The sequence below is a fragment of the Paenibacillus oceani genome (assembly GCF_014705615.1).
GTDB lineage: Bacteria > Bacillota > Bacilli > Paenibacillales > NBRC-103111 > Paenibacillus_AB > Paenibacillus_AB oceani.
In genome coordinates this window covers 47,671-63,756 of the sequence record NZ_JACXJA010000036.1, presented here as the reverse complement: position 1 = coordinate 63,756, position 16,086 = coordinate 47,671, and the positions used below count along the sequence as shown (strand labels likewise).

Annotated in this window: 13 protein-coding genes; all 13 read left to right on the top strand. The window is 58.8% G+C overall.

The window, feature by feature from the left end; all coding sequences use genetic code 11:
* Positions 1-201 precede the first annotated feature (201 nt).
* The 13 genes from IDH45_RS23810 (at position 202) to IDH45_RS35050 (ending at position 16,083) form a co-directional block, all read left to right on the top strand.
* A complete protein-coding gene (locus IDH45_RS23810) occupies positions 202-777 on the top strand; it encodes a DUF4255 domain-containing protein (RefSeq protein ID WP_317891276.1) in 576 nt (191 codons plus the stop codon).
* An 11-nt stretch (positions 778-788) separates the two neighbouring features.
* Positions 789-1,589 (top strand): hypothetical protein, encoded by an 801-nt coding sequence (locus tag IDH45_RS23805; RefSeq protein ID WP_190930634.1) that lies wholly within the window; start codon positions 789-791, stop codon positions 1,587-1,589.
* A gap of 133 nt (positions 1,590-1,722) precedes the next feature.
* Positions 1,723-3,471: a phage tail sheath family protein gene (locus tag IDH45_RS23800; protein WP_190930633.1), complete on the top strand. Its 1,749-nt coding sequence runs from the start codon at positions 1,723-1,725 to the stop codon at positions 3,469-3,471.
* 57 nt (positions 3,472-3,528) lie between these two features.
* Complete coding sequence (locus IDH45_RS23795) at positions 3,529-3,963, top strand: phage tail protein (protein WP_190930632.1); 435 nt, start codon at positions 3,529-3,531, stop codon at positions 3,961-3,963.
* 91 nt (positions 3,964-4,054) lie between these two features.
* Positions 4,055-4,432 (top strand): phage tail assembly protein, encoded by a 378-nt coding sequence (locus tag IDH45_RS23790; RefSeq protein ID WP_190930631.1) that lies wholly within the window; start codon positions 4,055-4,057, stop codon positions 4,430-4,432.
* A complete protein-coding gene (locus IDH45_RS35055; protein WP_317891275.1) occupies positions 4,387-4,632 on the top strand; it encodes a DUF6760 family protein in 246 nt (81 codons plus the stop codon). The genes IDH45_RS23790 and IDH45_RS35055 overlap by 46 nt, the downstream gene beginning before the upstream one ends.
* A 5-nt stretch (positions 4,633-4,637) precedes the next feature.
* The gene (locus IDH45_RS23780) at positions 4,638-5,084 is read left to right on the top strand and encodes a phage tail protein (RefSeq protein ID WP_190930630.1); all 447 of its coding nucleotides are present in this window, start codon (positions 4,638-4,640) and stop codon (positions 5,082-5,084) included.
* 23 nt (positions 5,085-5,107) lie between these two features.
* Positions 5,108-10,030 carry a hypothetical protein gene (locus IDH45_RS23775; protein ID WP_190930629.1) on the top strand — a complete coding sequence of 1,641 codons (4,923 nt, stop codon included), beginning with the start codon at positions 5,108-5,110 and terminating at the stop codon, positions 10,028-10,030.
* Between the two features lie 38 nt (positions 10,031-10,068).
* Positions 10,069-10,695 carry a CIS tube protein gene (locus IDH45_RS23770; RefSeq protein WP_223836914.1) on the top strand — a complete coding sequence of 209 codons (627 nt, stop codon included), beginning with the start codon at positions 10,069-10,071 and terminating at the stop codon, positions 10,693-10,695.
* Between the two features lie 3 nt (positions 10,696-10,698).
* Positions 10,699-11,790, top strand: a complete 1,092-nt coding sequence (locus tag IDH45_RS23765) for a phage late control D family protein (RefSeq protein WP_190930628.1) — start codon at positions 10,699-10,701, stop codon at positions 11,788-11,790.
* The gene (locus tag IDH45_RS23760; protein WP_190930627.1) at positions 11,787-12,503 is read left to right on the top strand and encodes a phage baseplate assembly protein V; all 717 of its coding nucleotides are present in this window, start codon (positions 11,787-11,789) and stop codon (positions 12,501-12,503) included. The genes IDH45_RS23765 and IDH45_RS23760 overlap by 4 nt, the downstream gene beginning before the upstream one ends.
* Positions 12,504-12,555: 52 nt before the next feature.
* On the top strand, positions 12,556-12,957 hold the full coding sequence (locus IDH45_RS23755) for a GPW/gp25 family protein (protein WP_190930626.1): 402 nt from the start codon (positions 12,556-12,558) through the stop codon (positions 12,955-12,957).
* Between the two features lie 57 nt (positions 12,958-13,014).
* On the top strand, positions 13,015-16,083 hold the full coding sequence (locus IDH45_RS35050; RefSeq protein ID WP_190930625.1) for a baseplate J/gp47 family protein: 3,069 nt from the start codon (positions 13,015-13,017) through the stop codon (positions 16,081-16,083).
* Positions 16,084-16,086 lie beyond the last annotated feature (3 nt).

The window sequence follows — 16,086 nt, the reverse complement described above, 5'->3', positions numbered from 1 at the left end:
CTATTTTACCTATATAATAGAGTAGAGTCGGAAAATGTCACGCATGGCTTGCCTGCAATAGGCAATTCGATGGATACGAAAGAGAGCCGGACATTGCATACACGCATGCATCAGGGTGCCGCCGAATAGGCGGCGCTTGATCGTTGCGCGTGGTTTGGCGGCGGCCTTTCCGAACGACTTACCGTTTGCGGTTGGGAGTGGATACTTATAGGCGAATATTCCGTCATAGCCGATGTTAGCGCTTCCCTCATCAAGCTGCTTCGGGAGCGCATGACGCCCGATCCGATCCCGCAGCCCGAGCTGATCGGCCTCTGCAGCCCGGTGGACAAGGGGGATTTCTACTTGTCGCTGTTTCTGTACAGCGTACGGGAGAGCGGCGACAGCCGGAAAACCCAGATGGTCTCGCGGGGAACGGGCGAAATTCAGTTTCCGCCGATGACGGTGGATCTTCACTACTTGATGACGGTGCATTCTCCGGCCGAGCTGCAATCCCGAGCCTTGGATGAGCAGCGTATTCTCGGTCGTGCGATGCAAGTGCTGTACGATCATTCCGTCCTGCGCGGCCCGGCGTTAGTCGGCACGCTTGCCGAGCGGAATGAGGAAGTGCGCGTCGTGATGGAAAGCATGCCCGGCGATGCGCTGCTGAACATGTGGAATTTTGCCGACACGCCTTACCGGTTGTCCGTCAGTTACGTTGCAGGACCTGTTATGATCGACTCGACTCGAGTCAAAACGACCAAGCGGGTTACCGAACGAGACGTCTCGATTCAAGGTTAGGGGGAATCCGCATGGAACAACTGCGGATCGTTCGTATGAAAAGCCGGGTGTCCCTGGTCGTGCTGCTGCGCGATAGTTTCCTTGCCGCGCCGCCGTCCGACCGGAAGCTGGAAGTCCGGCTGGCGAATTACCCGAGGAGGCCGGTCGGCAAGCCGGACGGCACGTACATATTTAACGATTTGGAACCGGGCGAGTATAAGCTGGAAATCGATTCTACTTATTATTTTCGGGAAACGCGGCTGATTTCGGTCAGTACCGGAAATGTAATCGTTCAGCTTCCGCTGCTCCCGCTGCCTTCCTATCCGTACCGGCCGAGCGACACCCTGATCCGGGCTATGGTTACGAATGCGTCGGGGAATCCGGTGCGCGGAGCGCTCGTCACGGCTGCCCTTTCCTCCGAGGAATGCGCCGTAGGGCGTCTCGCGGAGGAGGAGACGCCGGAAGGGGCCGCGGAGATCGCGGTATCCGGTCTGTCGGTGCCGGCAGGCTGCGGCGATACGTTCGTGCTCGTCGGCCGGGGGGCGAAGGAAACCCGGGAAACGGTCCGAATCCACGATACGATCGAGTATCAGAAACGATTCCGGTTGGAACGTCCGCTGGCGGCTGCCTATTCGCGCGGATCGATGCTGCTGCCGGTATACCGGACCAGGACGACGGAACGCGGAGAGATCGCGGTCGCCTTCCCGGGAAGCGCTGTCGAAGCGTATCCGGCGTCGCTGAGCGTGCGTGCGCAGGACGGGGAACCGGCGGTTATGGATGTGACGGTCAGGCAGGGCGTCACGGTTAATCTGGGGACATGGGTGTTGAAGTAGAATGGAACGATGGCCGAAAGCGCCATTCCTCCATTTTGCAACATAAAGCAAAAGCTGAAAGGAGAGAACTGGCATTCGTTTGCCGCAATGTCCCAGGCGAAACCGAGGGACAGGCAAACAGGTCCGGGAAACAATGGCTGAGTATTTATCGCCAGGCGTGTATGTGGAAGAGTTTGACAGCGGCGCTCAACCGCTTGAAGGTGCAAGCACGAGTACAGCCGGCTTTATCGGTCTGGCTCAACGCGGGGAGATCGAGGGGCTTCCGCAGCTCGTCACGAGTGTTGCCGATTTTAACCGTATCTTCGGAGGATATTTGTCCGAAAATGCTTTCGGCGATTACCGGTTTTTGGCTTACGCCGTAGAGCACTTTTTTCTGAACGGAGGGTCCCGCGCGTTCATTATGCGGGTAGCGCCATCCGACGCGAAGCCGGCAAGCAACCAAGCGGGCGGCAGCAAGGAATCGGCCGTTCTGAACATCCAGTCGAAAAATCCGGGAACTTGGGGCAACCAGGTGAGGATTGCCGTCGTGCCGTCCAGCAAAGCCAAAACGCAAATCTATGAAATTTTGGGCGAAGCGGGACAAGCCAAGCAATACCGTGTGAAGAACAATGCCGGATTCAACGTAGGCGACGTCGTCGCTTTCGAAGCGGGCGGAGAGAAGCAGTACAACAAGGTCGTCTCTTCCCAGGACAACATTATCGAGCTCGAGTCGGCGCTTGAGGGCGGAGATTCCGTCGTGGATCAAAATCTGCTTCCGGCGAAAGTGCTCACGACCTGCGAATTTACGTTCCACGTCTTCTATGGCGACGAGGCGGAAACGTTCGAGAAAATGTCGCTGAACGTCTCGGCGGCGAACCATATCGAGAAAGTGATGGCACGCTCGAATATCGTCAAAGTGCAGGACATCTCCAGCGGCGATTTCGGCGCGGTCGCACCGTTCGAGGTCGTATCCGGAAGCAGCGAGTCGCAAGGCAAGTTCCAGATCGCCCTGTCCGGAGGCAGCGACGGCTCGCTGGCCAATTTGTCCGCTTCCGACTTCATGGGCCAAGACCGCGGTCCGGGCAAGCGTACCGGTATCCAGGCGTTTATCGACAACGATTTCGCCAGCATTATGGCGGTTCCGGGTGTAACCGACCCGAACGTTCAGCTTGCGCTGGTTGCGCATTGCGAGAATTTGGGCAGCCGTTTTGCGATTCTCGACATTCCGCGCGACAAGACGAAAGTGGCGGACGTCATGACGCACCGCAACATTTTCGACAGCCAGTACGCCGCCATGTACAACCCGTGGCTGCAAGTGTTCGATCCCCTCGACAAACGCAACATCTACATACCTCCTTCAGGTTCGATGGCCGGTATTTATGCCCGTTCGGACAATACGCGCGGCGTGCACAAGGCTCCTGCGAACGAGGTCGTGCGCGGCGTAGTCGGACTCGACTGCCAATACAATAAGGGCGAGCAGGATATTCTCAATCCGCAAGGGGTCAACCTGATCCGTCAGTTTGCCGGACAAGGGATTCGCGTATGGGGCGCCCGCACTTGTTCCTCCAACGGACTGTGGAAATATATCAACGTCAGACGTTTGTTCATTTTCCTGGAAGAATCGATCCGCAACGGCACGAACTGGGTCGTCTTCGAACCGAACGACGAGCAGCTGTGGGCACGCGTACAGCGGACGATCGACGCGTTCCTGACCCGGGTATGGAGAGACGGAGCTCTTACCGGAGGAAGCCCAAGCGAAGCGTTCTACATCAATATCGGCAGAAGCACGATGACGCAGGACGATATCGACAACGGCCGCCTCATCTGCGTAATCGGCGTCGCTCCGGTGAAGCCTGCGGAGTTCGTCATTTTCCGGATTACGCAAAAAACGAGAGAAGAGTAAGCCGCTGACGGCTTGCATGACGCTGTTCATTCTTAAAGTCTGGGGAAGGGGTATAGTATGGCAGGCGAGCGCAAAGATCCATACCGCAATTTTAGGTTCCGTATCGAAGTGGAAGGCATTCAGCAAGCCGGTTTCAGCGAAGTATCCGGCTTTGACGCCAGTTTATCCGTAATCGAATACCGGGAGGGCAACGAGACGATCACGCCACGCAAACTTCCGGGACTCGCCAAATACGGCAACATTACGTTGAAGTGGGGCGTCACCGACTCTTTGGATATGTACAATTGGATGTCCGAATCCATACAGGGCAAAATCTCGCGCAAGACGGTGACGATCATCGCGATCGACGAGGAAGGCCAGGACGTGGCGACTTGGCAAGTTATCGAAGCATGGCCGTCCAAATATTCGGCTCCCGGCTTCAACGGCTCGGGCAATGAAGTGGCGATCGAGAACTTGGAGCTCGCGCACGAAGGCATGACACGCACGAAGTAAGGAAGCGAAGAAGCGGTAAAACAGCCGGGCGGCATAGCCCGGCTGTTCCCGGGACTTCGATCGGAACGTTACGACTAGGAGGACTTTAACGATGGCTTTTCAAACCGAGTACGAATTTGTGCTTCCCCGTGGCTATGTCGACGAGAACGGAGATCTTCACAAGCGCGGCGTGATGAGGCTGGCAACGGCGGCTGACGAAATTTTGCCGATGCGCGACCAGCGCGTCCAGCAAAACCCGGGCTACCTGAGCATTATTTTGCTTGCGAGAGTCGTCACCAAGCTGGGCGATCTGCGGGCAATCGATACCCGCGTCATCGAAAGGCTGTTTACGGCGGACCTCGCTTATTTGCAAAATCTGTACCGGACGATTAACGAAGCGGAAGTGCCGAAAGTACACTGCACGTGTCCGAAGTGCGAGCATGAATTCGATGTGGACGTTTCTTTTTTGGACGAGACGGCGGAGGCATAACCGGATATCCCGTCGACAAAATTTATGAAGAGGCCAGCTTTATCGCTTATTACTTTCATTGGCCTCACGAACAGATCATGTCGATGGAGCACCGGGAGCGCCGCCGCTGGTGCGAGGAAATCTCGAAAATTAACCGCAATTTGAACGATGACGGGAAAGAAGCGCCGGACAATCCGTTCGATGTGTTTAACAAGAGGTGAGCCAGATGAAGACCGTACAACGCGTGAACGATGTGAACGGCGCGTTCCGGTTCAAGGTGGAGCTGGACGGGCTTCTGGTCGGCGGGTTCTCCGAGGTGACGGGCATCAAGTCCGAAACCGAGGTGATGGAATATGCCGAAGGCGGGCTGAATACCCACGTGCACCTATTCCCGAAGCAGACGAAGTATCCCCGGATCGTGCTGAAGAGGGGCATGACCCAGTCGAGCGAGCTGTGGGATTGGTATGACGGGGTAGCCGCAGGCCAGGTGAAACGGAAAAGCGGCTCCATTATCCTGCACAACCATGCCGGCAAAGAGATTTGCCGCTGGAATTTTTTTGACGCTTATCCGGTCAAATGGAACGGGCCGGACTTGAACGCATCAACCGGCAGCGTAGCGATAGAATCGATCGAAATTGTGCATACCGGCTTGAAAACGATCTTCAGCAAATAGAGTGGCAGGCAGGGGGATTCGATATGGCTCCGCTACAACCGAATAACGCCCGATCCCGAGCCCGGCTGGCGGCCGGCTCGCGGAGAGCGTCCCTATCGCCCGGCCGCACCTCGATAACGCGTTCCGCTCTCGAAATGAACCGTTTCGCGTCCGGTATCGCCGGCAAGTACGGATTTAATCAAGACGACTATATCGGCCGGCTGTCGCTGGTCTTCAAGCATCAGCGCGAGCTGGTGCAGCATATCATGGGCGGTTCCAGACGCAGCGATCCGATGACGGTGCAATGGCTGACCCGTCTGCAACTGCTGCAGGCAGCCATGCCGGCGGAGCCGAAGGAACGGAGCGCCTTGACGGCGACGATCGTGCTGCGGGACGAACGAGTCCGCGACGTAACGACGTCCAAGGCAGAGCGGCAGGATGCGCAGAATCGGGGCAAGCCCCGGCCGGACGTTTCCGGGCAGCCGTCTGAGCATGCTTATCCCGCAACCCGTGCAGCTCCCACTGCACATGAATCAACCCGCGCTCCGGTGCAAGCCGAACCCGTCCAGACGGGGGAAGACGCCCCGGCTGCAAAGGGGACCCGGAGGAAAAGCCCGGGCGGACGAAAGAAAAAAGCTCAAGATGCCGAGCCTCCTATGGAATCCGCGGATTCGGCAGAACCGGCCGTACCTGCCCAAAGTGCAGCAGGAGCCGCGAAGCGCAGACGAAAAGGCGGCAAGCAAATTAAAGAGACAGACGGACCCGGTCCGACTGCTCCCGGAAGTACGGGTAAAGGCGTAATCCGATTGAAGCCTTGGACGGCTCCTCTCCATCACCGTTTGGGAGGACAACCGCTGCCTAGTGTCGGCAGCTTGGCCCGCACTACCGCTTCACCCGCCGTTTTTCCGGCAGGAAGATACGTTATAGGCTTGCAAAGCGGCGAGCCGGCATCTCTGCTTGTTCGGAGATGGCCGAATCGCAATATGACTGCCGGTCCGATCACACGGCCGGCCAAACCCGGTTTCCCAAACGAAAACGGGACGTATCCGGCAATCGCCACTGGGCGAACCGGCTACTCCGACGGGCCCGCTTCATCGCCCGTTCGCTTAAACAACGACCATAATAGAGGATTCTCCGTGACCGGACAACGACAGACGATTCGACGCGGCGTTTCGACAGCCGCGTTCGTATCGCTTGCAGAGTCGCCCGGTCCGGAGCCGGTCCGTCTTCCATATAAACACGCTGTACCCGTATCTAATCCGGTACAAGGGCATGTGCGCTCCGGTGCCGTTATCCGGCGGACCGGCGCCAAGCCTAATGTTGCCAGAACCGCAACGAACCCGCCTGTCGGCGAGAGGGGTCTCATGCTCAGCGGCCGGCAATGGCCTGATCCGGATGGCGACACCGCCGCCACGCACAGGCCCGGTCGACATGCCGATCCGCATCGTTTCGCTTTGCGGATAAGCCGGCGAGCAGCCGTTATGGCCGGCCATTTACGGCAGGCCCAGGCGAGAGGCGTCCCGGCGTCCGCTGAGCTCCCGGGTTGGCAGGGGAGGGACGGGGGCAGAAGGGCTGCACAACCTGCTCCCGGTATTTTAAGAAAAACGCCGGCCGATCCAGTAAGCCTGTTTCCCAATCCGGTCAAGGCGATGAGGAATAACCGGAGTACGGCACGTTCCTCGGTCGTGAACCGCACGGTTTCCGTTCGCTCCGATCGTCCGGGATCGCCGTACACGGCCATAAATGTACAAGTTGCTGACTACGACGGCGGGACGACGGCCGGAAACAGGACGCGAGACAACCGCCCGGCAGACCGGTTATTTGTTCCAATACCCGCTTCGGATTTCGCCAATGAGACCTGGATGGCAAACTGGCATATCCTGACGGGGCAGCCATACAGCCCGGAACAGCTGCGTCCAGTTCCGCTTCTTACACAGCGTATATACAAGAGCAATTCGACTCTTGCAACCGAGGGGGCACATGAGCTCTATAGCGAGAAACCGAAGAGTAGACGACAAACGGCCGACTCCACAGCAGGTTTGAATAAAAGCGCAAAGGGTGCGGTTGCGGTTGAACGAAGCGTATCCCCTGCCGGCTCCGCCGATATCCGGCTTCCGGAATGGACGGTAACTGCAAGGGGCACGCCGATGACCGATGCGGGAACGCGGGGCCGAAGTCCGACAGAGATGTTGGGCCGCCCGGCCGGGCGGAGCGGATTCAAGCCAACCGACGTTTTGCGTCGTTCGGCAGACGCGAAGGCGCATTATTCTGCGCGGCGGCTTTTATCCGGCTTGTTGGCCGGAGGAGCGGACCTCCGCTTGGCTAAAACCAAACCAGCACCAACCGGTCGCGAATCGGACCGGGACACAGCCGTACCCGCCGATAAAGCCGGCGCAGCAGTAAGCAGCAGCCCACGCTCCAGTGCTGCTGATCTACCTCTTGCGGCAGCGTCGCCGGCTGCAAGCCTCATTACGCAGGCTGCCGGGTCGCTGGAGCGGGAGATGACTGCGATGCTCGGCCGCGTGGCGGAGCGAAACGGATATAAGCTGACCCGCGCCTTGCGCCGTTCGGCAGACGAGACGGCCCGTGACCAAGGATCGCGGCCGGATATGTTGCCCGACCCGCTGGCCGGAGCAGATCTCCGCATGGCTATGTCTAAAGACACTTCGACCGACCGCGGACGGAGCCGGAGATTGGCCGGCAAGAAAGACAAAACCGGGGAACCTGAATTATTCGGCACCCGTTCCGCTGCTGCCGATATCGGGCTCGCGTTATCGCCGCCGGCCACGCAATCTATGTCGTCGATCGCCGGAACGCCGGAACGCAGGCTGGCTGCGATGTTGGGCAGGATCGCGGAGTGGGGCGCGATCCAGCGAACCTACGCCATGCGCCATATGGCAGACCGTTCTCCGGCATACGCGATTCCGCGAATGAGCACGGATGACCGGCGAGCCAGTCGGACGATCAGTCCGCTGCCGACGGGTAACCCGTCGGCAGACCGGGATCAGCTGCGGACAGGCCGGATGCGGAAAGACGGCAGCCGTCCGGAATACCCGGCAGCGGGGCTCCGATCCGGCAGTCCGGCTGCAGGCAGCCCACTCCAGATGACTGTCCGGATGGACGAGCCGCATGATGATGCGGGAACGGGGCGCCGACCGCTTTCCGTCTCCAGCCTGTCACACGGGCTGAACCGGAAAATCGGTTCCCTGCGCGGGCCGGACCGGTCCATCAAAAATGCCGGGACAAGATCTGAAGCTCCACATCTACGCCCGGATGATCTTTGGAACGATGTACATACGAACAGCATCCCGGAAGAGCGGCGATTGCAGCAGCGCACACGCAAACCGTCTCTTTCCGCTGACCCGACTATTCTCAGAACTGGTTTTACCACGCCGCCGCTTCCGACGCTCTCCAAGTCAGAGGGCGTATCCGGAAAAGAGCCATTACACGCAGCCGGAGGGATGCGGCCTGCGGCCCGCTCGTTGTCACTGCTGGCAGACGACAGGACGTTAATGGCCAATCGGCGAGGTTTCGCGGCGATTCGCGGCGGCCCGGCCCGCTCGCCAATAGGCGGGAACGCCGATCAGGCGAGCCGCGAGGCAAACCGGTCTGGCCGGGTGACAGCGGCGGATAGGCGGACGAGTCACGAAGGGCCGCGGCCGATCGGTTCCGCATCCGGCAGCGGATGGCGGCTCCAGGCGGAGACGCCGTCGATATGGCTTCGCAGGAAGCCGGGTGCAAGCGGCGGAACCGCAGAGGAGCCGCTGACCGCCCATCGACGGAACGGACGAAGTGCTGCGATGGCGGTCAGCCGACCAATGACGACGCTGCAGGAAGCGGGAGAGAACGCTCAACCGCTGCGGCCCAAGGGGATTCAGCCTGCACATGCGTCCTCCCTCGTTGCTGATTCACCCGGGTTGTCCGAGAGACAGACGGCAGGCATCCGATTCGCGCACAAGGATAAAGCGGAACCGGCTGCGAGCCGATATCCCGGAGAACCGCCGAACAGAACAAGCGCGGGGAGCCCGTTATCCCGATACGCGGCCTCCGGTGCGGAGCCGTCTGCAGGCGGAGCGCGTGCAAGCGAAACTGCCGGTTTCGCAGCCGCGGTTCCGACCCGTCTCGCGGCTCCGGGGAGATTGGACGGGCCTTTCCGGTCCGCCCTTTCGCAAGGCGGCACAAATTTGACCGTCTATCGCAGCTTCAACCAATTCAGCTCCCGAACGAATATATACCGACCCGCGCGATTGCCGGGTCTTCCGGGAATAAGCGCCGTCGCCGGGAGGCGGACGAATGCGGCCGTTGCGGCGGTTCCGGGTCGTCAGCCCGCACCGCGCGGACCTGACAAGCTCACGATCATCCGCAGCGATCGGCTGACGTTCCGCCCCGCCTCGGGCGCGTATCAAACGAGACCGGTTACCAACGGCCTTGGCGGACCGTTGGCGGGGGAACTAACGAAACGGACAAGTCCGGGAGCCGCAGAACAACGGTCCGGCACAGGACAGAGCCCTGCTGCGAGTGGTCCGACAGGAACGGTCGGACTTCGCGGGATCGGATCATCCGGAGCCGCCTCGCCCTTATTGGAGCCGATCCGGTTGAATCGCCCGCTCCCTGCAGCGGCTTCGCAGCAGGTGCCGGCGGCTGCATTCCCGCCAACCGGGCGCGAGTCGGCGCTTGCGCGGGTTGCGGCTCCGCTGGAGCACAAGCTGGAAACCGCTGCAGCGGAGCCGTCGGCCAGCTCATGGGCCGAAGATCCGGCCGAGCTGGATTACCGCCGGACGCCCCAGACAGCCGCGCCGCCGGCTGCGGAGACCGCCCGCGAAGAAGCGGCTCCGGCGCTCGACTTGGGCGAGCTTCAGGAAATGGTGAAGAAGCTGCCGCAGTTCGATATCAAAAAAATAGCCGACCGCGTCTACCGCGAGATCGAGAAAAAAATCCGCTTCGACAGGCAGACGCGCGGGTTATAGTGGATTCGCCGGACTAACAGGAAAGGCAGTGAAACCGATTGGCGCTCAAAAAAGCGATGATCATCGTTGACCGGGGCAACAGCAAAGAAAATATCGAGGTGTTGTTTAACCCGAGCGAATACGCGATGGATGCGAGCAATCATTACAAATGGGAACGGGTTCCCGGGCTGTCGATGCCGGTGGGGCAGTTCGTCAGCGGCAATACGACGACGCTCACGATGGATTTATTTTTCGATACCTACGAAAAAGGAACGGACGTGCGGGATTACACCAAAAAGATTACGGGCCTGCTCGATGTGGAAAGAGAGCTTCACGCTCCTCCCGTGTGCCGGTTCGTATGGGGCTCCGTCGATTTCAAAGGCGTTGTCGAAAAAGTGGCGCATTCGTTCACGATGTTTCTCGATTCGGGCATACCGGTGCGCGCGAAGCTGAAAGTTACGTTCCGTTCCTGGTATACGAAGGAGGAGCAGCTGCAGCATATCCCCCGGCATTCGTCCGACCGGACGAAACAAAAGATGCTGAGCCAGGGCGAGGAGCTGTGGATGATCGCCGCCCATGAGTACAAAGACCCCGGGATGTGGCGGGAGATCGCCAAAGCGAACCGGATCGACAATCCGGCCAGGCTGCAAACCGGAAGACGAATTACCGTTCCGAGGCTGGACTGAGCGATGGCGGAATTAAAGCTGGAAACCGACTCGTACCCGTTCGACAGTCTGGAAAAGAAGTACGCTCAATTTTTCGCTCCGGCCGCAGTCGTCAAAGTAAACGGAAGCAAAATCGACGACAGTATTCCGCTCTCCATGGTCCGCGTCGAAACGACGACGGAAGCGACTGCGGATTCGTTCCTGATCCGCGTCACGAATGCGTATGAATGGGATTCCGGCAGTTGGAAGTGGCTGAACGTATTCCAACTCGGCGCTTCCATCGACATCTCGCTCGGTTACCTGGACAAGCTCGAGCTCGTATTCAGCGGATATATTACCTCCGTCACCGTGGAATTTATGGAGAACGACGGCGGCGTTGTGAACGTCAGAGGGATGGATTTAAGCTTCTTCATGATGAAGGGGACCCGGATGCAAACCTGGAACGACAAAAAATACAGCGATGTGGTCAAAGAAATCGCTTCAAGGCATAAAGCTACGGCGCATGTTGACGATACGACGATCCAGCTGCCGACGATCTCGCAAAATATGATGGACGACTTTCATTATATCCAGCATTTGGCCGGGCTGCTCAACTACGACTTTTTCGTGGTCGGCAAACATCTCTATTTTCGCAAGCCGCTCACCCAGATGACGCCGGTGACGACGTTGGCGCTGGGCAAAGAACTGCGCGCGTTATCGATCGAGCACAATTTGGCCGAACAGCTGACCGGGGTGAAGATCCGGTTCTGGGACGATAAGGAGCAAAAGGTCGTGCAAAGCGAAGCCGGATCGATCACGAAGCTGGGCAGCAATTCGAAAACCGGCAAAGACGTGCTCTCCAAAATCGGGGACTATACGGAAACGTTATATATGAACGCCAGCTCGAACGACGAAGCGAAAAACTATGCGGACGCTTATCTCAATCACCGCTCGATGAAGCTGGTGACGGGACACGCCGAGTGCATCGGCATTCCGGAGATACGGGCCGGACGGTACTTGAAGCTGAGCGGCGTGGGCGATACGTACAATCAGACGTATTACATCACTTCTGCCAGCCACGTTCTCGACGATGACGGCTATGTGACGCGATTCCAGTTGGGAGGGAACGCCGTATGATGAATTTTCCCGCAGAACTGTCGCCGAACGTTCTGAATACGCGTATCGACGGCGTCATGATCGGCATCGTAACGAACAATAACGATCCGGACAAGCTGGGCCGGGTCAAGCTCCACCTGCCGCTTCACGACGAGAAGGCGGAGACCGGCTGGGCGCGGATCGCGACGATGATGGCGGGTAAGGAGATGGGCAGCCTGTTCATCCCGGAGGTCGGAGACGAAGTGCTGGTCGCCTTTCACCTCGGCCAGATCCGCTATCCGATCGTTATCGGCACGTTGTGGAACAGCAAGCAGGCGCCGCCTTCTCCTGCGGACAAAAACGACGAGCGGAAAATCGTATCCCGCTCCGGCAACCAGATTTTATTTACCGATAAAGCCGGCGAAGAAACGATTACAATCAAAACGAAAAAAGGGCAAACCGCCGTTTTCGCAGACAAGGACGATTCGCTGACGATCGCCGACAGCAGCGGCAACAACCAAATATCGATCCAGGGCGGCTCGGCCAACGAAATTACGATATCCAGCAGTTCCACGGTAATCAAGATCGATGCCAAGGGCAGCGTGAAGATCGAAAGCGCCAAAGAGATCAACATCAAATCGACGCAGGTCAATATCGAAGCTTCCGCTACGATGACGATCAAGTCGGGGGCCGCGCTCGATATCAAGTCGGACGGAATGATCAATATTAAAGGGACGATGGTCAAAATCAACTGATCCGGCGTGCCGGCGGCGGAAAGCTGCGCAGAGGAAGGAGCGCGCGATTACGATGTCAAACGAGTTTTTGGGACGCGGCTGGAAATTCCCGATTCAGGTCGATCCGGCCACGGGGAAAATCCGGATGTCCGAATACGAGGAAGATATATACGAATCGATCCGGATCATACTCGGCACTACGCGGGGAGAGAGGGTAATGCGCCCGGACTTCGGCTGCGAAGTTGCGGAATTCGCCTTCGGACCGACCGACGATACGACGCTTGCGCTGCTGGAAGGCAATGTGCGGGAGGCGATCCGGATCTGGGAGCCGAGGGTGGACGAAGTGGAAGTAACGGCGACGCCCGACCGGGAGATGCTGGGCAAGGTCCACGTCCGGATTCAGTACACGGTCCGCACGACTAACAATTTGTTCAATCAGGTATATCCGTTCTATTTATTCGAAGGCACGCACTAAACGGAAAGAAGGAACCGGCCGCAATGTCCAACCTACATACGGCGAGGGGGTGGAATCGTGAATCCTCCGCAGCTTGATCCCCGCACGATGGCGGATTTATTCGCACGAATGAAAGAACTGGCGCCGTTTTACACGCCCGAATGGCGGTTTACGCCGGAAGATCCGGATCCCGGTGCCGCCCTGTTCGCCCTGTTTGCGGACATGTACCACGAAAACGTCAAAAGGCTCAACCGGGTGCCTGCCAAAAACTTAGTCGCCTTTTTGAACTTGTTCGACGTATCGCTTCTGCCTGCGCGCCCGTCCGTCAGTTATGCGGCGTTCACGCTGAATGAAGGCACGAAGGAGCCGGTGCTGATCCAAGCCGGGACGCGGATTCATGCGGCCGGAGCGGACGGAGAAGTTCCGTTTGAGACGGAAAGGTCCGTCTTCTTGACGCCGGCCCGCTGGCACGCCGCCTTTTTGTCGAGTAAAAAACACGATTCGATCGTCCGGGTCCCGGAAGAGCTGCTAACCGATCCGGCGAGGGGGCAAGCTGCGTCAACCCCGCTTTTTGTGATCGGGGGCAGGGACAACTTGCAGGCGCATGCGATGTATTTGTCCCATGACGATATGTTCACGGTATTCGAGACGGCTAGAATCGAAGTGGAGATCGGCAATTCGGCCCGGAGGGACGAGGTTCAGATGTGCAGTCAGCTGACCCGGCCGGAATGGGTGCAGTGGCTGTATTCGTCCAAGGACGGCTGGCTTCCGTTCGATGCGGTGTGGGGTGCGGGCAACCGGATCGTGCTGACCAAGTCGACTCCGGGCGAAATTGCCGAGGTTGAAGTGAACGGTACGCAGGGACGCTGGATTCAGTGCCGTCTGCAGCCCCATGAGCCCGGCAAGAAGTCGCTGGCGGAGAGCGGATTGTCGCTCGACCGGATTGCGGTGAAAACAGACTACGAGGACAGCGCCAGTCAGGGCGGACTGAATCCGGACATTATGTTTTTTAACGATATACAAGCGGATCCCGCCGGGTTTTATCCTTTCGGCGACCAGTTCGCCCAGTACGGTACTTTTTACTTGGCAAGCCGGGAAGCGTTCTGCAAGAGGGACGGGATGATCGACCTGTCGTTTTCATTAAAAGCGATCGAGAACCGGTTTATACCGGAGCACGTGCCGGCGATTGACTGGAAATTGGTCATGAAGAAATCGCAGTTCGAGAAGCCCGATCCGCCGAAAGTATCGATCACCGGGGTCATCTGGGAATATTGGAACGGCTCGTCCTGGGTCCGTCTGGACGCAGGCAAAGAAGCGGAGAAGCTGTTCTATCACCCCGGCAGCGAAGCGGTCCGCAAGCGGATCGGCTTCCGGTGCCCGGGCGATCTGGCTCCCGTGTACGTGAACGGGCATTTCAACTATTGGATTCGCGGACGTATTCTTCAGATGGAGAACGCGTACGCTCCGTTCCCCGTGTACCTGTCTCCGTGGGTGGAAGAGGTGAAGCTGGCCTACCGGTATGAGGAGCGGGTGTACGCGCTGGAGCGGTGCCTGACGCTCAACAATACGGTTTATGAAAACCGGACGCGTCACAGCCGTTCCGAGAAGGGTGGCTTCGAGCCGTTCGTACCGCTGGAAGGCAAACATCCTACGCTCGTCCTCGGCTTCGACCGCCCTCCGGTCCGCGGACCGGTCTCGATCTACGCCGCCGTCGTGCCGCAGCGGATGAAGGCAGAGTCGGTGCCGTATCTCGAATGGGAATATTTGCGCTCGGCCGCTCCCGGAGTCCGGTCTCAGTGGGCTCCGCTGAAGCTGATCGACGGTACGAAAGGGTTAACCGAAAGCGGGACGCTTCAATTCGTCGGGCCTGCAGATTTCGCCGAAGACGTTGTTTTTGGAGAGAGGGGCTGCTGGATTCGGGCCGTGAACCGGGACGACCGCTACGATCATATAAGCGACAGCGACGATTTTCCGCGGATCAAAGGGTTGTTTTTGAATACGGTAAGAGTCGTTCAGCAGGAAACGGTAGCCGCGGAATATCCGGAAAGCCGGGCGCTCGACGAGGGCGTGTACAAGCTGAGCCGGAAAAATATCGTCTCCGAGGAAGTATGGGTCGACGAGACGGTACGGATTACGGAAGAAGACGTCGCGGCGTTCGACGAAGCGGGAGAGCCCGAGTACGAAGCGATCCGCGACAGCGACAGGCAACTGCAGCGCGTCTGGGTCCGATGGCAAGAGGTCGCCCACTTCGCCGGCTCGACTGCCAAATCCCGCCACTATACGATTGACCGCACGTTCGGCCAGCTTCGGTTCGGCGATGGGGTTCACGGGCTGGAGCCGCCGAAGGACGGACTGGAGAAAGTCAGGGTCACCTACCGGGTGACGGCAGGCAGGAAGGGCAATACGCCGGCAGGCACGATTACCGCTCTGCAGAACTCGATCGCCTTCGTCGGCGGCGTTACTAACGTGGAGCCGGCCGCCGGCGGCTGCGATCCGGAGACGATGGATTCGGCCGTCCGGCGCGGACCGCAGCTGTTGAAGCATCACGGCAGGGCGGTTACGGCGGAAGACTTCGAATGGCTGGCCCGGGACGCTTATCCGAATATAGCCAAAGTGAAATGTATGGCGAACCGGAATGCGAAGATGGAGAAAGCGCCCGGGGCGATGACGCTGGTCGTGCTGCCCAAGGAAGGCCAGGCGGGATTGCCGGCATTTCCCGAGCTGAAGAAACGGGTTGAGACGTATGTGCTGCAGCGCGCTTCCTCGCTGGTGGCCTGGCCGGAAAATATCCGGGTCGTCCCCCCGGTATTTCTGGAAATTTCGATTACGGCGGTAGTCGCGGTGGAGCACTTCGACGATGTGCTTCCGGCGGAACTCGAGGCGGTTCAGAAGCTGAACCGGTTTCTCGATCCGCTTGGCGGCAACTTTGACGGACAGGGATGGGAAATCGGACAAACGGTGCATCCGTCCGTATTTTACGCGTTGTTGAAGACGATCCGTTCGATCTCGTTTGTAGAGAAGCTGTACATGTCCGTTTATATGCTGGAAGACGACCGCCGGGTTGAAATCGACGGTAACCGCCCCCTGCATATTCCTCACGGCGTTATCGTCAGCGGAACCCATAAAGTGTCGGTCCATGCTTTGTAGGAT